The organism is Streptomyces sp. WAC00040 (assembly GCF_056835925.1).
Window position 1 is genome coordinate 622822 of record NZ_JAKQZE010000003.1, and the last position, 16713, is coordinate 639534.

15 protein-coding genes are annotated in these 16713 nt (G+C 72.8%); 6 read left to right on the top strand and 9 right to left on the bottom strand.

Annotation, left to right across the window (positions count from 1 at the left end; all coding sequences use genetic code 11):
* Positions 1–12: 12 nt before the first annotated feature.
* The 5 genes from MDN94_RS28265 to MDN94_RS28285 form a co-directional block, all read right to left on the bottom strand.
* The gene (locus MDN94_RS28265) at positions 13–1041 is read right to left on the bottom strand and encodes an SGNH/GDSL hydrolase family protein (protein ID WP_482728716.1); all 1029 of its coding nucleotides are present in this window, start codon (positions 1039–1041) and stop codon (positions 13–15) included.
* Positions 1038–2207, bottom strand: a complete 1170-nt coding sequence (locus MDN94_RS28270) for a glycosyltransferase (RefSeq protein ID WP_482728717.1) — start codon at positions 2205–2207, stop codon at positions 1038–1040. Before MDN94_RS28270 ends, MDN94_RS28265 begins: the two co-directional genes overlap by 4 nt.
* Positions 2204–3328, bottom strand: coding sequence for a glycosyltransferase family 4 protein (locus tag MDN94_RS28275; protein ID WP_482728718.1), 1125 nt, complete (start codon positions 3326–3328; stop codon positions 2204–2206). Before MDN94_RS28275 ends, MDN94_RS28270 begins: the two co-directional genes overlap by 4 nt.
* Positions 3329–3538: 210 nt before the next feature.
* On the bottom strand, positions 3539–4957 hold the full coding sequence (locus tag MDN94_RS28280) for a HEAT repeat domain-containing protein (RefSeq protein WP_482728719.1): 1419 nt from the start codon (positions 4955–4957) through the stop codon (positions 3539–3541).
* 265 nt (positions 4958–5222) lie between these two features.
* Positions 5223–5615 (bottom strand): ankyrin repeat domain-containing protein, encoded by a 393-nt coding sequence (locus tag MDN94_RS28285; protein ID WP_482728720.1) that lies wholly within the window; start codon positions 5613–5615, stop codon positions 5223–5225.
* Between the two features lie 295 nt (positions 5616–5910).
* On the opposite strand from MDN94_RS28285, the gene MDN94_RS28290 reads away from it, so the two are divergent.
* Positions 5911–6105 (top strand): hypothetical protein, encoded by a 195-nt coding sequence (locus MDN94_RS28290; RefSeq protein ID WP_005320068.1) that lies wholly within the window; start codon positions 5911–5913, stop codon positions 6103–6105.
* 33 nt (positions 6106–6138) lie between these two features.
* A complete protein-coding gene (locus MDN94_RS28295; RefSeq protein ID WP_482728721.1) occupies positions 6139–7722 on the top strand; it encodes a hypothetical protein in 1584 nt (527 codons plus the stop codon).
* Between the two features lie 73 nt (positions 7723–7795).
* Here MDN94_RS28295 and MDN94_RS28300 read toward each other — a convergent pair whose 3' ends face one another.
* Entirely contained in the window at positions 7796–9295 is a 1500-nt protein-coding gene (locus MDN94_RS28300) for an SCO1417 family PLP biosynthesis transcription factor (RefSeq protein WP_482728722.1), read from the bottom strand.
* 30 nt (positions 9296–9325) lie between these two features.
* Between MDN94_RS28300 and yczE the strand changes: the two genes are divergently transcribed.
* From yczE to MDN94_RS28320, 4 genes are all read left to right on the top strand, one after another.
* Entirely contained in the window at positions 9326–10045 is a 720-nt protein-coding gene (yczE, locus tag MDN94_RS28305) for a membrane protein YczE (protein ID WP_482729103.1), read from the top strand.
* Positions 10042–10806: a glycerophosphodiester phosphodiesterase family protein gene (locus MDN94_RS28310; protein WP_482728723.1), complete on the top strand. Its 765-nt coding sequence runs from the start codon at positions 10042–10044 to the stop codon at positions 10804–10806. The genes yczE and MDN94_RS28310 overlap by 4 nt, the downstream gene beginning before the upstream one ends.
* Before the next feature lie 61 nt (positions 10807–10867).
* Positions 10868–12226, top strand: a complete 1359-nt coding sequence (locus MDN94_RS28315; protein ID WP_482728724.1) for an MFS transporter — start codon at positions 10868–10870, stop codon at positions 12224–12226.
* Between the two features lie 266 nt (positions 12227–12492).
* Positions 12493–12867: an RNA polymerase-binding protein RbpA gene (locus tag MDN94_RS28320; RefSeq protein ID WP_003959706.1), complete on the top strand. Its 375-nt coding sequence runs from the start codon at positions 12493–12495 to the stop codon at positions 12865–12867.
* A gap of 150 nt (positions 12868–13017) precedes the next feature.
* Here the strand turns inward: MDN94_RS28320 and fxsA are convergent, their stop codons facing one another.
* The 3 genes from fxsA to MDN94_RS28335 form a co-directional block, all read right to left on the bottom strand.
* Positions 13018–13587 carry an FxsA family membrane protein gene (gene fxsA, locus MDN94_RS28325; protein WP_482728725.1) on the bottom strand — a complete coding sequence of 190 codons (570 nt, stop codon included), beginning with the start codon at positions 13585–13587 and terminating at the stop codon, positions 13018–13020.
* 46 nt (positions 13588–13633) lie between these two features.
* Positions 13634–14449 carry a polyprenol monophosphomannose synthase gene (locus MDN94_RS28330; RefSeq protein WP_482728726.1) on the bottom strand — a complete coding sequence of 272 codons (816 nt, stop codon included), beginning with the start codon at positions 14447–14449 and terminating at the stop codon, positions 13634–13636.
* A gap of 546 nt (positions 14450–14995) precedes the next feature.
* Entirely contained in the window at positions 14996–16642 is a 1647-nt protein-coding gene (locus MDN94_RS28335) for an amidohydrolase (protein ID WP_482728727.1), read from the bottom strand.
* Between the last annotated feature and the right edge of the window lie 71 nt (positions 16643–16713).

The following is a 16713-nucleotide window of genomic DNA, read 5'->3' on the forward strand; positions in this document are numbered from 1 at the left end:
GCCGCGCCACACTCACTCCCCCGTCCCCGGCCCGAGGTGCCCGCCCGGCACGGCCGGAGACATCGCCGCGAGCGCCGCGGACAGGGCCAGTTCGGCGCTGCGGTCGAGGCGGGCGCCGGTGCCCCGGGCCCAATGGTGCACCTCGTCACCCGCGAGGCGCAGCAGCTGCGGCAGCAGGTCTGTGCAGCGGCGGCCCACCCAGGCGGTGCCGGCGGTCGCCAGCCACAGCACCGCCTCCGCCGTGGTCGGAGGCGGCTGGTCGGGCTCGGCGTCCGGTGGACAGCCGTCGGCGAGACCGCGGGCGGCGAGCAACTCGTGGAAGCGCCGGGCGAGCATCCGGTGGCCACGCTCCCCCGGGTGGAGCCGGTCGGCGCTCCACATGGCGCGGTCGGCCACCCATGCCGCGTCGGCGGCGTGCAGGTGGACGGTGTCGTAGCGGTCGGAGAGGGCGTGCACCACGGCGTTGACCGCCCGCTGGCGTCTGGCCAGAGGGCGGGCGAGCGGGCCGGGCAGGCCGAACATGGCGCCGGGGTCGGGCAGGCACGCCGTCAGTAGCACGGTCCCGCGGGCGGCGAGCGCGGACGTGACGTCGTCCAGCAGCCGCGCGACGTCGGCTATGTCGAAGGTGCGGCGCAAGGTGTCGTTCACGCCGACGACGACGGACGCGATGTCCGGTGCGAACGCGAGAGCGGCGGGCGTCTGGGCCTCGGCGACGTCCTTACTGAGGGCGCCGCTGACGGCGAGGTTGCGGAAGAGCACGGACGTGCCGTCGCCGCCGATCGTGCCGGCGAGCAGCGCCGCCCATCCCCGCCGGCCGCCTCCGACCGGATCCCCGACGCCGGCGGTCAACGAGTCGCCGAGCGCCGCGAACCGTACGGTCCGTACGGTCCGTACGGCACGGCCGCCCCGCGCCTTACCCGTTCGGCGGGACGGCGCGGCCGGGGCGCCGGGACCGTGGGCCTGCTCGTCCGTACGCCCGGCGTCCGCTTCCCGCCCCGTCGCGGGCGGCGGGAGGCAGTCCGGTGTGCCGGCCGGCGTCATCGTCCGCTCCCCGGGCCGGACGCCGGGTTCCCGGCAGGCAGCGCCTGGTGTGCGGCAAGGAACGCCGTCACCGAACGCTGCCAGTCGAAGAGTTCGGCCCGCGCCCGAGCCGCCCGGCGGCGCGCCGCCTCCGGGCGGGCGAGCAGCTCCACAACAGCGGCCGCGAAGTCCGCGCCCGTGTCGGCCGCTGCGATTCCCGCGTCGCCCACGACCTCGGGCAGCGCCGAGGAGGCGCTGGCGACGACCGGGGTACCGCAGGCCAGCGCCTCGAGGGCGGAGAGCCCGAAGGTCTCGGCCGGCCCCGGGGCCAGACACACGTCGGCCGCCGCCTGGAGGTCGGCGACCGCTTCCCGGTCGGGGACATGGCCGAGGAAGTGGACGGGCAGCCGGTCCGCGTGCGCCCGGCGCACGAGCGAGGCTTTCAGCGGCCCGTCGCCCGCGACGACCATCGACACCCGCAGGCCCTTCTCGCGCAGTGCGGCGAGCGCGTCGAGGGCGGTAGCGGGACGTTTCTCCACGGACAGCCGCGAACACAGCAGGAGCAGTACGTCGGCTCCCGCCGCGTGCCGGGCGCGCAGCAGTGCGCTGCGGCGTTCCGGCCGGCAGCGCCGCAGGTCGACACCGAGAGGTGCCCGTACGACATTGCGCGCCCCGATCCGTACGAACTCCCGCTCCGCCCACTCCGTCGTGCAGACGATCCATGAATAGGCCCATGCGCTGCGGCGGTTGAGCCGGTCGGCGGTGGCGGCGGCGACGGACTCGGCAAGGCCCCAGGTGCGCAGCACTCCGTCGGCGGTCTCGTGCGAGACCATCACCGAGGGGATCCGCTGCCGCCGCGCCCACTCTCCGGTCCAGCGCAGCGTGGTGCGGTCGGAGACCTCGAGCCGGTCGGGCGCCAGTTCCTCCAGCAGGCCGCGGAGCCGGCGCCGCCCGGCGAGCACCCGGTACCCGCCGGTGCCGGGGATCTCCGGCCCGGGCAGGGTGATGACGCGCCCCTGCTCGGTCAGCCGGTCGCTCTCCACCTCACCGGGGACGACGAGCACCGGCTCGTGGCCCGCGGCCAGGTAGCCGCGGCCCAGTTCGGCGAGCGCGGTGCGCAGCCCTCCGGACGAGGGGGTGACGAAGTTCGCCAGACGTACGATGCGCAGCCCGTGTCCGCCGCTCATGCGGCCACCGCCGTACGCGCGCCGAGCACATCGGCGTAGTGGTCGAGCAGCAGGTCCCCGACCACCGCCCAGGTCCTGCCCTCGACGGCGGCGAGACCGGCCCGCCCGTACGCCGCCCGCAGGGCGGGGTCGCAGGCGAGCGTGGCGACCGCCGCACGTACGGCGTCGGCGCTGTGCGGCTCCACGAGCAGCCCGGTCCGGCCGTGCGCCACGAGGTCGAGCGGGCCCCCGGCGGCCGGCGCGATCACGGGAAGCCCGCTGGCCATGGCCTCCTGCACGGTCTGGCAGAAGGTCTCGTAGGGGCCGGTGTGCGCGAAGACGTCCAAGGAGGCGAAGATCCGGGCGAGATCGTCGCCGGTCCGCCGGCCGAGGAACACGGCGCCGGGCAGGGCGGCGCGCAGTGCCGTCCCGCTGGGTCCGTCGCCGACGACGACGAGCCGTACGCCCGGCAGCGCGCAGACCCCGGCCAGGAGTTCGACGTGCTTCTCGGGTGCGAGGCGGCCGACGTATCCGACGATCACCTCGCCGTCCGGCGCGAGGGTGCGGCGCAGCTCCCCGTCCCGCAGCTGCGGCCGGAAGCGCGTGGTCTCCACTCCGCGCGGCCACAGCCGCACCCGCTCGACACCGTGTTCCTCGAGGTCGCGCACGGCGGCGGTGGACGGCGCGAGGGTACGGTCGGCGGCGCCGTGCACGGCCCTGATACGCCGCCACGCGGCACCCTCGCCCGCTCCTACATAGGTGCGCGCATAGCCGGCCAGGTCCGTCTGGTAGACGGCTAGGGCCGGCAGCCCGAGGCGCGCGGCGGCGGCCATGCCGCGCACCCCGAGCACGAAGGGGCTGGCGAGGTGGACGAGGTCGGCCCGGTGCGCGGTGATCGCCGCCGCCACCCGGCGGCTCGGCAGGGCGACGCGCACCTGCGGATAGCCGGGCAGCGGCAGCGAGGGCACGCGCACGACCGGGAAGGGGGCGGCCGCCTCACAGCTCGTCGCCCCGGCCGCGGCCGGGGCGACGACGAGCGGTTCATGACCGCGGGCGGCGAGATGCCGGGCGGTCTGCTGGGCGCAGTGCGCCACACCGTTGACGTCTGGCGGAAAGGATTCGGTGACGATGACGACACGCATACCCGTGTTGTCGTCGGCCCCGGAGTGGCTGCGCCAACGTGGATCTTTCCGTATGTGGAACGTCCCATGAGCGTTTGTGTCCGGGCCGGGTGCCGATGGGGGTGTCAGCCACCGCGATCCACCGATCGCCCTCCCCCGCGGGCGTCGGCCGGGCCGGGTGCCGACGTCCCAGGACCCCGAGGCGCCCGGGGGTCCATCACGGGATGCGTGTCACACCGTCGGCCGGTCAGGGCCGATCCGGCTCCGTACTGCGGTCTGCACCTCCACCTCCTCCGCCGGATCGGCGGCGAGCCTGCGCAGCCGGTCGGCGACGCGTACGTCACCCGTCTCCGCGTGGAGTGCGGCGACTTCTCTGGTGGTCTCCTCGCAGTCCCACAGGCATTCGACCGCGAAGCCGGTGGCGAAGGAGGGGTCGGTGGTGGCGAGGGCGCGGGCGGCGCGGCCCCGCAGGTGCGAGGAGGCGGTTTCCCGGTACACATGGCGCAGCACGGGGGCGGCGCAGGCGATGCCGAGCCGTCCCGCGCCGTCGAGCAGGGTCCACAGCCGTGGCGAGTCGGGCCCGTCGCCCCGCACGGTCTCGCGCAGGGCGCCGAGGACGAGCTGCGCGTCGCCGGGGAGGCCACGGCAGGCGAGCACCCCGGCCGCGGAGGCGCCAAGGGCGTCGGGGCGGTGCACCCAGGCCCGTGCGCGGTCGACGGCCTCTTCACCGCACATCCGCTCGAAGGCGGCGACGGCGACGTCGGCGACGGTCTTCGAACCGGCGCCCACCGCGGCCTCGATCAGGTCGAGGACGACGGCGTCGCGTGACTCGGCGAGGTAGTGGAGGGCGGTGCAGCGCGCGCCGTCCGGGCCACTGCGGGCGGCCTCGACGATGGCGGGCCGGTCTTCCGGCCCTGCGACGGCGCTGAGGCACCGGGCTGCCGGGACGTGCAAGGCGCTGCCTCGCTCCAGTCCCTCGTCCGCCCAGTCCAGGACCGCCTGGACGCTCCAGCCGGGCCGGGGCCCCGAGGGACGCATCTGGCGTTGCCAGCGGTCGAAGGAACCTGCTTCCTGTGCTGCCCTGATCCTGGCGCCCACGCCTTCCCGTGCGTCCTCCGCCCACAGCCGCCAGGGCCGCGGTTCGAAGGAGTCCCGCACCGCCGCGGCCAGTTCGGCATCGCCTTCGGGTGTCGCGGGGAACCGGGACAGGACGGGCACGGCGAGTGCCCGCAGCCCCGCGTCGTCGTCGCGGAGGGCGAGCTCGTCGAGCGCCCACGCCCAGTTGGCGCCGTTCCTCGCGTACTGCCGCAGCAGGGCGAGTGCGTCGCCCCTGCCGTAGGAGGCGAGATGGCCGAGCACCGCGAGGGCGAGACCGGTCCGGCAATCCTCGGTGTCGAGGTGGTCGTCGGCGTCGCACAGGTGCCGTTCGATCTCCTCGAGGCTGCCGTGGAGATCGAGGTAGAGGCGTGCGTAGTAGAGGGAGCGGTTCTCGACCTGCCAGTCGTGGCGGGGGTCATTGAGCACGCAGTGGTTGAGGGCGGCGAGTGCTTCGGCCCGCGGAGCTGCGAGCGCGTGCAGCGTGCCGTCGCCACGGCCCCTCTGCAGCAGGCCGAGCAGGGTGCCGCTCGGCGCTATGACTGGATCGAACATGGAAAATGCCTCACATCAAGCTGTCGACGCAACCGGGGACTGTTGTGCCTAGGCCACGCAGCAGCATGCAGGGCCGCCCGTCGTCGTACGCGTCTTCCGCTCGGTGTAGACCATCTTCCTCTGCCTCTCTTCGGTGGCCCCAGGGGAAACTCCCGGTTGATGTCGTCCGGGATGGGGCTGACGTCATGATGACCCACCCATTTCGCCACCGCGACCACATTTACGGCGCCCCCCGCGGTGGCCCTCGCGGCTGCCCGCGAGCCGCTCAGCGGCCTTCGAACAACTCCAGAAGATCCGTCTTCCCGAACATCCTCGCGGTATCCGCCGCGGACGGGGTGCCTGCGTGGGGGTCGGCGCCTTTGTCGAGCAGAGCGCGGATGACGGCGTCCTCCCCCTTGAACACGGCGCCGGCGAGAGGGGTCTGCCCGCGATCGTTGGCCCGGTTCGGTTCTGCGCCGCGGGCGAGGAGCGCCTCCACTGCGGCCGCGTGGCCGTGGTAGGCGGCGAGCATGACGAGCGTGTCGCCCTTGTCGTTGGTGAGGTCGGCCGGGACGCCGGCGTCGACGTACGCGGCGAGCGCCTCGGTCTCCCCCTGTCGCGCCAGGTCGAAGACCTTGGTCGCGAGTTCGATCACCTCGGGGTCCGGGACCTCACTCATCGGACGTACCGCCTTTCACCGTTTGACCTGGCCCGCACGGCAGGAGCAGCCGTACGAGTGAATCGACAGGGTACTGCCCGACGGCCGACATGACGCGGCGCGGCGGCGGCAATGGATCCCGCCACGGAGGCGCTGTGCGGGGCGGTCCGGCCCTCTGCCCGCCGGGCAACGACCGACTGTCCACCAGTGCAGTGAAATGCCCAGAATTTCACTCTTTTGCACCTTTTGTCGCATAGATACTTTCGGTAAGGCTGGAAGAACTCATGGTGACTGTCCCCTCACCCAGGAGAACCTCATGATTCTGTCCATGTCAGGCGTCGTGCTGCTCGGCATCATCGTCTTCCTGTTCTTCAGGAAGGACGGCCTCAAGGCCTCGCACGCGCTCGTCTCCGCGCTGTTCGGCTTCTTCCTCGCCGGCACCGCGATCGCCCCCAGCATCCAGGCAGGCACGACGAGCCTGGCCGGTCTGCTGGGCGGGATCAAGTTCTGACCGCCTGTCCCTTCGGCACACACAGGAGACGATGTGGCCCGGCGTCCACTCCCCCGCATTCTGAGCAGCGGCAGCGCGCAGATCACCCGAAGCCGAGAGATCGCGCGCACGGCCGCCGACAGCGCCACGGACGTCCTCCATCCGCTGATCACGGTCTCCCGCGGTCTGCGGAAGCTAGCCGCGAAGGGCCGGCAGAAGTGGGTCGGCACCCCCAAGGAGCGGCGTGGTCCGACCCTGTTCCTTGTCGCCGCCTGCGTCCTGGTGGTCGCGCTCATCCCGTACGGGCCCCTGATCGCCCTGATCTCGGTGATGGGCGCGGCTGCCTGGCAGGGCCGTGTCAGTACCCCCGTCAGGACCGGACCCGACGAAGCGGAGACCGCCCGGCTGCGTGCGCTGTACGAGGCACTCGTTCCGTACTTCTCCGTCCCCGAGGACCCGGCTCCACTGTTCGCCCACGGCGGGGAGTGGAGCAAGGCCTTGAGTGAGTACGAGTTCGACGGCAACGGCCGCCTCACCCGGCTGCGCGTCACGTATCCCGCGTACTTCACAGACGGGGAGGCTGCCGCCCGGGCCCGGATCGAGCAGTTGCTGCACGCGAAGTCCGGCCGGGGGCGCGAGTACCTCTTCACCTGGGACGAGGAGTGCAACGAGCTCGTGATGAGCGTGCTGCCCGCCCTGTCCACCGGCATCGCCGCCCAGCGCTTCGTCACCGTCCCCGGCGAGACCGTCCTCGGCTTCACCGACGCCGACGCGGTCCAGCGCACGGTGCCGGTCACGACGGGCGAAGGGACCGTCCAGGCGCCCCCGGTCGTCTGGCGCACCGGCCCCCGCTCCACAGAGCCCCACCTGCTGGCCGTCGGCGAACCGGGCAGCGGCACCACGACCCTTCTCCGCTCCATCGCCCTGCAGGCGCTGCAGCACGGGGACGTACTGATCGTGGAGGGCAGTGGAACCGGCGAATACGCCTGCCTCACCGGTCGTGCGGGGGTCCTTGCCGTCGAATGCGGTCTCGCCGGCGCTCTGTCGAGCCTGGAATGGGCCGCACACGAGACGGAGCGGCGGCTCATCGCCGCCAACCGTGCCCGGCAGGCCGGGCAGCCGGCCCCCGAGGACACCAGGCGGCCGCTGTGGATCCTGGTGGACCGGCCCGGCGTCTTCGGACACCTGGCTGCGGCCGACGGGCACATGGACCCCCAGGAGCTGCTGTCCGTGCCGCTGCGGCACGGGCGGGCCGCGCAGGTGACGGTGGTCGTTGCCGAGCAGTTCGACAGCGTCGGCGCGCTGACCGAGGCGGTACGCACGCACACCCGTGCCCGGGTGGTGCTCGGCGCGGCCGGTGCCGACGACATCAGGTCCGTGCTCGGGGAGACCCCGCGCTCCATGCCCGTCCCCGACGTCCCGGCCGGCCGGGGCTACGCACGGCTGGGCAACGGCCCGGTCCTGCGGCTCCAGGTCCCGGCGACTCCCGACCCGTTCGACGACGCGACGACGGAGGCCCACCGGCAGGCGGTCCTGGCCCTCCTGCCCGCCGGCCCGGACACTCCGGAAGCTCCCCCGGCGTCGCCGGCGATCCCGGCGAAGCCGCTCTGCCAGCCCACGGTCCCGGCGGAATCCTAGGTCCTGGGCAGGCGACCGTTCGACCGGGCGATCGCCCGGTCGAACGGCGTTGAGGAATGGCACCGGGGGGCGGCTACGCCACGAACGTGCGGGGGGCCTCCGTGCCCGTCGTCGCTCCCTTGGAGACCAGGCGCGCCGCCGCGGCGAGGCGGGCCGCCGCCTCCTCCGCCACCGGGCCGCCCACGGTGAACGGCAGTCGCACGTAGCCCTCGAAGGCGCCGTCGACCCCGAAGCGCGGGCCCGACGGCACCCGGACGCCGACACGCTCGCCGACCTCGGCGAGGCGCGAGCCGGAGAGGCCGCCGGTGCGGACCCAGAGGGTGAGGCCGCCGCGGGGGACGTCGAACTCCCAGGCCGGCAGTTCCTTGCGTACCGCGGCGACGAGCGCGTCACGGTTGTCACGGGCCTGCTCACGGCGGATGGACACGGCTTCGGTCCAACCACCCGTGCGCATCAGCCAGTTGATGGCGAGCTGCTCCAGGACCGGCGTGCCGAGGTCGGCGTACGCGCGGGCGGCGACGAGGGAGCGGATCACGTCGGGAGCGGCGCGGACCCAGCCGATCCGCATGCCGGCCCAGAAGGCCTTGCTGGCGGAGCCGACGGTGAGGACCGTGGAGCCCGCGGGGTCGAACGAGCAGACGGGCGGGGGCATCTCGATGTCGGGGTCGAGGTGCAGTTCCGACATGGTCTCGTCGACGACGAGCACCGTCCCGGCCGAGCGGGCGGCCTCGACCAGGGCCCGGCGCTGGTGCTCGTCGGCGAGCGCGCCGGTGGGGTTGTGGAAGTCGGCGACGACGTACGCGAGCCGGGGCGCGGCATCGCGCAGCACCTGGCGCCAGCGGTTCAGGTCCCAGCCGGTGAGTCCTTCGGCCATGGCGACGGGCACGAGCCGCGCGCCGGCCTCGCGCATCAGCTGGAGGATGTTGGCGTAGGAGGGCGATTCGACGGCGATGCGTTCGCCCCGGCCGGCGAACAGGTGGCAGATCGCGTCGATGGCACCCATGGCGCCGGTGGTGACCATGATCTGTTCCGGCATGGTCGGGATGCCGCGTTCCGTGTAGCGGTCGGCGAGCATCCGGCGCAGGGCGGGCAGACCGGCCGGGTAGTCACCGTGGGTGTGGGCGTAGGGCGGCAACTCCTCGAGGGCGCCCTGGACGGACCGGGTCAGCCACGGCTCCGGCGCGGGCAGGGCGGCACAGCCCAGGTCGATCATGGAGCCGAGCGACTCCGGCGGCAGGGGCTCCAGGCCGCGGGCGGGCAGCGGGTTCCCTGCGGGTACGGCGGTCCAGCTGCCGGCGCCCCTGCGGGACTCGAGAAAGCCCTCGCCGCGCAGTGCCTCGTACGCGGCCGCGACGGTGGTGCGGCTGACCGAGAGGGACAGCGCCAGTTCGCGTTCCGCGGGCAGCCGTGCCGCGACCGGGACGCGGCCCTCGAGGACGAGCAGGCGGATGCCGTCGGCGAGCGCGCGGTAGGCCGGCGGCTTGCGGGTGCCCGGTCCCGCGGGGCGCGCCTGCTGGGACGTGAGCTGTCGGGCGAGCTGGGCCGCGCCCACGGCAGAAGTCCACTGCGTCATGGAAGTCGGTCCACCTTCCTCGAATTGGCCATGGTTGCCGGTCGTTCCATAGCCACAGAGTGTCATGCGTCAGTCCACGAACACCAGACAGGGGGCGCCATCGTGTCCGCGCATCTCACCCGCCGACTGCTTCAGCTGTACGTCGGCCTCGCGCTGTACGGAGCGAGTTCCGCCTTGCTGGTGCGCGCAGGGCTCGGTCTCGAGCCCTGGGGGGTGCTGCATCAGGGGCTGGCCGAGCTGACCGGGCTGACGATCGGCGTGGTGTCGATCATCGTGGGCGCCGTGGTGCTGCTGCTGTGGATACCGATCCGCCAGCGGCCCGGCCTCGGGACCGTGTCCAATGTGTTCGTCATCGGCATCGCCATGGACGCCACCCTCTCCCTCGTACCGCAGGTGACGACGGTCGCCGGGCAGATCCCGCTGATGGTCGCGGGCATCGTGCTCAACGGCGCGGCGACGGGCCTCTACATCGCGGCCCGTTTCGGACCGGGCCCGCGGGACGGCCTGATGACCGGGCTGCACCGCCTTACCGGGCGCTCGATCCGGCTGGTGCGCACCGCGATCGAGGTCGCCGTCGTCGCTACCGGGTTCGCACTCGGCGGTTCCGTCGGTATCGGGACGGTGGCGTACGCGCTGGCGATCGGGCCGCTGGCGCAGCTGTTCCTGCGCCTGTTCGCCGTACGGGAGGGGGACGGACGCAGCACCGTGGTAGCCACCGGGTCACCCTCGCAGGCCATACTGCCGAGGTGACCCGCATACGCCACCCCTATCTGGACCACCCCGCGACCCTCGCCTTCGCCCACCGCGGCGGGGCGGCCGACGGCATCGAGAACACTGCGGAGGCCTTCCGCCGGGCCGCCGCGGCCGGATACCGCTACTTCGAGACCGATGTGCACACGACGTCGGACGGACGCCTCGTCGCCTTCCACGACACCACCCTGGACCGGGTGACCGACGCCAAGGGGCGGATCGCCGCCCTGCCGTGGAGCGAGGTACGCAGGGCGAGGGTGGCCGGCCGCGAGCCGCTGGCGCTGTTCGAGGAGCTGCTGGAGGAGTTCCCCGAGGCCCGGTGGAACGTGGACCTGAAGGCGGAGTCCGCGCTGGCGCCGCTGGTGGAGCTGATCCGGCGGAGCGCGGCATGGGACCGGGTGTGCGTCGGCTCGTTCTCCGAGGCCCGGGTGGCCCGGGCGATGCGGCTCGCGGGTCCGCGCCTGGCGACCTCGTACGGGGTGCGGGGCGTGCTCGGCCTGCGGCTCGGCTCGTACGGGCTACCGGCGGCGGTACGCAGCGGTGCGGTGTGCGCGCAGGTACCGGAGATGCAGGGCGGGATCCGCGTGGTGGACCGGCGTTTCGTGCGCGCGGCCCACCGGCGGGGCCTGCAGGTCCACGTGTGGACGGTGAACGATGCCGACCGGATGGCCCGGCTCCTGGACCTTGGCGTGGACGGCATCATGACCGATCATCTTGAGACGTTGCGCACGGTGCTGACCGACCGGGGAGTGTGGGTCTGATCGCGCCCGCGCGGCCGCGGGGGCACCGGCGTCTGCGACGGCATGAGCGAGGGGGCGCCGAGTGAGTGCGGACACGGCGGACAGCACCGAGGGCACCAGCGAGGACGACGGTGCCCGCAGACGCGAGCAACGAGGCTGGTACTTCTACGACTTCGCGTGCTCCGTCTATTCGACGAGCGTGCTCACGGTCTTCCTCGGGCCCTATCTGACGTCGGTGGCGAAGGCCGCGGCCGACGCCGAGGGCTTCGTCCATCCCCTGGGCATCCCGGTGAGGGCGGGTTCCGTCTTCCCTTACGCGGTGTCGGTCTCGGTGGTTCTCGCGGTGCTGATCATGCCGTTCGCCGGGGCGGCCGCGGACCGGACGGGCCGCAAGAAGCCGCTGCTCGCGGTCGCCGCATACGTCGGGGCGGCGGCGACGACCGGAATGTTCTTCCTGGACGGCGACCGCTATCTGCTGGGCGCTCTCCTGCTGATCGTGGCGAACGCCGCGTTGGCCGTGTCGATGGTCCTCTACAACGCGTATCTGCCGCAGATCGCCGGGCCGCAGGAGCGGGACGCGGTGTCTTCGCGCGGCTGGGCCTTCGGCTACACGTCCGGCGCCCTCGTGCTGGTGCTCAACCTGATCGTCTACTCGGGGCACGAGTCGTTCGGCCTCTCCGAGGGCGACGCGGTCCGCATCTGCCTGGCCTCGGCCGGTCTCTGGTGGGGCGCCTTCACGCTGATCCCGCTGCGCCGGCTGCGCGACCGCAGGATCGCCCCGTCCGGCGAGGGCGCGGTCGGATCGGGGTGGCGGCAGCTCGTCGCGACGCTCCGCGACATGCGCCGGCACCCCCTCACCCTTTCGTTCCTGCTCGCGTACCTCGTCTACAACGACGGCGTACAGACGGTCATCTCGCAGGCCTCCGTCTACGGTTCGGAGGAACTGGACCTGGACCAGACCACCCTGATCACCGCGGTGCTGCTGGTGCAGGTGCTGGCGGTCGCGGGGGCGCTGGGCATGGGCCGGCTGGCCCGTTCGTACGGCGCGAAGCGCACGATCCTCGCCTCGCTCGCGGTGTGGACCCTGATCCTGGCCGCGGCGTACTTCCTGCCCCGGGGCGAGCCGCTGTGGTTCTACTGCCTCGCGGCCGGCATCGGCCTGGTCCTGGGCGGGAGCCAGGCACTGTCGCGGTCGCTGTTCTCGCATCTCGTGCCGCGGGGCAAGGAGGCGGAGTACTTTTCGGCCTACGAGATGAGCGACCGGGGACTCAGCTGGCTCGGACCGCTCGTATTCGGTCTGGCGTATCAGATGTCGGGCAGCTACCGTGACGCGATCATCTCTTTGGTGATCTTCTTCGGAGTGGGATTCGCGCTGCTCGCGAGGGTTCCCGTGAGGCGTGCGGTGGCCGCTGCGGGGAACCCGGTACCGGAGCGGATTTAGACGCCTGAGTAAAAGGCCGGTAGTGTACGCCTTTGGCTTGCCAGGCGGACCGTTACTGCGTGCTGGAATAGTGAAATCAGTGGGTGACACTTTCTGTCAGATGTGACAAACCGGGCACTGGTGGGTACCCCAACCAATGGCAAAGCAGCGGCACGACGGGCGACGCATGACCCGGAACGGGAATCTTTACCGCCGACCGGACGTTGACCGGATGACGACGACAGCGACACCTGTCCTGTGGGCGACAAGCCCGGGAGGCACGATTCATGAGTGAGCGAGCTCTCCGCGGCACGCGACTTGTGGTTACCAGCTACGAGACGGACCGCGGCATCGACCTGGCCCCGCGCCAGGCGGTGGAGTACGCATGCCAGAACGGACATCGTTTTGAGATGCCGTTCTCGGTCGAGGCGGAGATTCCGCCGGAGTGGGAGTGCAAGGCGTGCGGCGCCCAGGCACTCCTGGTCGACGGGGACGGCCCCGAAGAGAAGAAGGGCAAGCCGGCGCGTACGCACTGGGACATGCTGATGGAGCGCCGCACCCGCGAGGAGCTGGAAGAGGTGCTGGCCGAACGGCTGGCGGTCCTTCGTTCCGGCGCCATGAACATCGCGGTGCACCCGCGCGACAGCCGCAAGTCCGCGTAGCGCGTTCAGGCGCGCGAAGCGAGCAGCACGAGAGCCGCGGCCGGCCCACACACCGTGTGGGCCGGCCGCGGCTCTCGTCATGTCCGCATCCGGGAATCTCGCGGCGCCTTGCGGCCCCGGCCGTCATGGAAGGAGCCGCAGCCGGCGGGGTCAGGGGGTCAGCGGCGGCCGCCGGCCGGGCTCGTCGTCGCGGGGCCGCGTGCTGTCGCGGACGACCTCACCCTGGACGACCTTGCCGTCCGGGCGACGCATGCGGGCCTGCTGGAAAGCGTCGCCGAGGCCGCCGGCCGTCGCGGCGTTCATCCGCCGCTCCAGCGAGCGTTCGGCGGCGCGGCCGAGCCGGGCCCGGACCGGCGGTACCAGAAGGACCAGCCCGGCCACGTCCGAGACGAGACCCGGCAGCATCAGCAGCAGACCTCCGAGCATCAGCAGCCCGTTGCCCTCGGCGCGCCCGGATACCGCGGCCTCCTCGCTGCCCGTCTGCTGCTGAAGCGTCGCGGTGAGGTTGGCGAAGGCCCGCCGCCCCGCCCTCTTGACCACCACGGCACCGAGCACGGCAGCGCCGACGAGCAGCCCGAGGACGGCGAAGCCGCCCGCCGTGTCCGCCACGACGGTCAGCAGCCAGATCTCCAGGACCAGCCAGGCGGCGATGGCCAGGGGGACGAATGTGCGGGCGCGGGAGCGCCTCGGGGCGGTCGGGGGCGGTGCGCCGGTCGTCATGCTCCCAGTGTGCCTGGGTGCCTGCCGGAGCGGCGTAAGGGGGCTGTCAGGAAGATCGCGGACGTCGGGGCGGTGACGCCTTGCGGCCGAGGAGGCGGCCGGCTCGCTCCTCGACTCCCCACGCGGTGACGCGCCAGAGGGCCTCGACGACGATGTCCCTGCTCATCTTCGAGTCGCCGAGCTCACGCTCGATGAAGGTGATCGGGACCTCGACGACATGGAAACCGGCGGCCACCGCCCGCCGTGCCAGGTCGACCTGGAAGCAGTAGCCCTGGGACGCGACGTCGGCGAGCCCGAGGCCTTCCAGGGTCTCGGCGCGGAAGGCCCGGAAGCCGCCCGTGACGTCGCGCAGCGGCACACCGAGCAGCAGGCGCGAGTAGGTGCTGCCGCCGCGGGAGAGGATCTCGCGGTGCTTGGGCCAGTTGACGACACGCCCGCCGGGCACCCAGCGGGACCCGAGGACGAGGTCGGCGCCCTTGAGGGCGGTCAGCAGCCTGGGCAGCTCCTCGGGCTGGTGGGAGCCGTCGGCATCCATCTCGACCAGGACGCCGTAGTCGTGCTCGACGCCCCAGCGGAAGCCGGCCAGGTAGGCCGCGCCCAGCCCTTCCTTGCCCTTGCGGTGCAGAACGTGCACCTGCTCGTCCTGCACGGCGAGCTCGTCGGCGAACTTGCCCGTGCCGTCGGGGCTGTTGTCGTCGGCGACGAGCACGTCCGCGTCGGGCACGGCGGCGCGCACCCGGGAGACGATCGACCCGATGTTCTCGGCTTCGTTGTAGGTGGGAATGATCACCAACACTCGGCCGAGCGGGCCGTACCGCCTCCCCTGGGGTCCACCATGGGGAACCGCACCACCGTCGTTCACTGCTGCCCCTTAAAGTCCGTCGCAGAGCCCAACCATAGCGAGCCCCGACATGGCGTCTCCGGCGGCACGGATCTTCGGAGCTGCGGCGGAACGACGAGGACATCGCATGGGGAGTGAACGACGCGCCGGCCCGGCCCGAGACGCAGCGGATCGGGCCCGGCGTCCTTCGGGCCGACCTGGGGCCCGCTGGCTGCGGGTCGACCGAGAGCCGTTGTCTACTGAACGCCGGGCCCCACCCGGGTCGCACCTGCCGATCGGCGGAAACCTTCCCTCTGCCCCCGAGGCGCGGGCGCTGAACCTGGCTCCCAGTGGTGGTGCGCCGGTGCGGCACACCACCCCATGACCCAGCGGCGTTCGACGACTTGCGTGGAGGTTGCCGGTCGGAGTTCTTCGGTGGACTGTCCCGAACCTACCGGCCGGTGGGCGCTCGCTGTCAACAGTCGCCTGATCAGCGAGAATTACGGGAACCACCAGGTCAGGGGCGAAGATCCGCAGGTCGAGGCGGAACGGTGGGAAGGCGGCCCGACGGCGCGATTCGTCCTTACGTCACCCGTTCGGTCCCTCGAAGACGGTTTGTCCTCCCACCACTGTACGGACGCATACGGGCAGTTCGGCACCGGGTCCGAGGTCGGGCAGACCGGGCGTGCCGGAGCGCGGGTCGGTGGACCAGCGGGCCACCCGGTCGTCGGGCGCCTGGACGATCAGCGCCCCGGTGTGCCAGACCGCGTAGTCGGCCGGGGCGCCCGGCACGAGGACGCCGGCGTCGTCCTGGCCGACGGCACGCCAGCCGCCGCGGGTATGGGCTGTGAAGGCGGCCCGTACGGAGATGCGGTGCTCGGGCGTCCGGTGGAAGGCGGCGGCCCGTACCGTGCCCCACGGGTCGAGCGGGGTCACAGGGCTGTCGGAGCCGAAGGCGAGCGGCACCCCGGCGCGCAGCAGTGCCGCGTACGGGTTGAGGGTGCGGGCCCGCTCGGCGCCGAGGCGCTGGGCGTACATGCCGTCCTCGCCGCCCCAGGCAGCGTCGAAGGCGGGCTGGACGGATGCGGTGAGGCCGAACTCGGCGAAGGCGGCGATGGTTTCAGGGGTAAGCATCTCGGCGTGCTCGATCCGGTGCCTCGCGGCGCGGATCCGCTCGAGCCCGAGCAGGTCGGCCGCCGCCCGGACTCCGTCGACGACCGCGCTGAGGGCGGCGTCGCCGATGGCATGGAACCCCGCCTGCAGCCCCGCCCGGGTGCAGGCGGCCAGATGAGCGGCGACGGCCGCGGCGTCGAGATGGGCGCTTCCGGTGGTGGCGGGAGCGTCGGCGTACGGGGCGTGCAGGCAGGCGGTGTGCGAGCCGAGGGAGCCGTCGACGAACAGGTCCCCCGCCGCGCCGAAGGCGCCGAGCTCGCGGATGCGCCGGGCGTCCTTCTCGTCGGCGACCTGTTCGGCCCAGTAGCCCACGACCCGTGGGCCGGGCTCCGAACGGGAGAGCGCGAGCAGGGAGGTGAAGTCGGCCTCGTCGGAGATCTCGGGGCCCGCGCACTCATGGATGCTGCCGATACCGAGGGACGCGGCGTGGGAGAGCGCTTCCCGCTGGGCGGCCCGCCGCTGGGCGGGCGTGAGCGCCGCATGGGCGGCGGCGCGGACGGCATGGTGGGCCGCCGCGGTCAGCGGGGCGTCGGGGTGGTAGCCGGCCAGACCGCTGACGTCGGGAACGAGATCCAGCAGCGCGGTGGTGACGACCGCCGAGTGGACGTCGACCCGCGGCAGGTACAACGGCCGTCCGCCCGCCGCCTCGTCGAGTTCCGCGCGGCTCGGGGGCCGCTGCTCGGGCCAGCGTGTCGCGTCCCAGCCGTGCCCGAGGAGGACCTGGCCGGGAGCAGGGTGGGCGGCGCCGTACTCGCGTACGAGGCGGAGGGCGTCGGAGACGGAGGCCGCACCCGACAGGTCGAGGCCGGTAAGGGCGAGGCCGGTCGAGGTGGTGTGGACGTGGGCGTCGGTGAACGCCGGTGTGACCAGAGCCCCTTCGAGGTCGACCACTTCGTCGACACCGGTGGCGAAGGCGTCGGCGGCGCCTTCCGAGCCCACCCAGGCGACGTGTCCCTTCTCGACGACCATCGCGGTGGCGAAGGGGTCGGCCGGGCTGTGGACTTCTCCACCGCGCAGCAGCACGGTGCGGTGTTCGCTCTGGGGGGCGGTGCTCTCGGTCATGGGGCAAGCCTAGAGAGCCGGTGGGCGCGCCCCGTACCGGGCCGGTGGTCCGTGGCCGCGGCCCGCGGACC

Bases quoted from the DNA above. Each gene is read 5' to 3' on its own strand.
- MDN94_RS28300 (WP_482728722.1), bottom strand. From the start codon at position 9,295: ATGACGCAGTGGACTTCTGCCGTGGGCGCGGCCCAGCTCGCCCGACAG.
- MDN94_RS28280 (WP_482728719.1), bottom strand. From the start codon at position 4,957: ATGTTCGATCCAGTCATAGCGCCGAGCGGCACCCTGCTCGGCCTGCTG.
- MDN94_RS28270 (WP_482728717.1), bottom strand. From the start codon at position 2,207: ATGAGCGGCGGACACGGGCTGCGCATCGTACGTCTGGCGAACTTCGTC.
- yczE (WP_482729103.1), top strand. From the start codon at position 9,326: ATGGTTGCCGGTCGTTCCATAGCCACAGAGTGTCATGCGTCAGTCCAC.
- MDN94_RS28320 (WP_003959706.1), top strand. From the start codon at position 12,493: ATGAGTGAGCGAGCTCTCCGCGGCACGCGACTTGTGGTTACCAGCTAC.
- MDN94_RS28335 (WP_482728727.1), bottom strand. From the start codon at position 16,642: ATGACCGAGAGCACCGCCCCCCAGAGCGAACACCGCACCGTGCTGCTG.
- MDN94_RS28290 (WP_005320068.1), top strand. From the start codon at position 5,911: ATGATTCTGTCCATGTCAGGCGTCGTGCTGCTCGGCATCATCGTCTTC.
- MDN94_RS28265 (WP_482728716.1), bottom strand. From the start codon at position 1,041: ATGACGCCGGCCGGCACACCGGACTGCCTCCCGCCGCCCGCGACGGGG.
- fxsA (WP_482728725.1), bottom strand. From the start codon at position 13,587: ATGACGACCGGCGCACCGCCCCCGACCGCCCCGAGGCGCTCCCGCGCC.
- MDN94_RS28285 (WP_482728720.1), bottom strand. From the start codon at position 5,615: ATGAGTGAGGTCCCGGACCCCGAGGTGATCGAACTCGCGACCAAGGTC.
- MDN94_RS28275 (WP_482728718.1), bottom strand. From the start codon at position 3,328: ATGCGTGTCGTCATCGTCACCGAATCCTTTCCGCCAGACGTCAACGGT.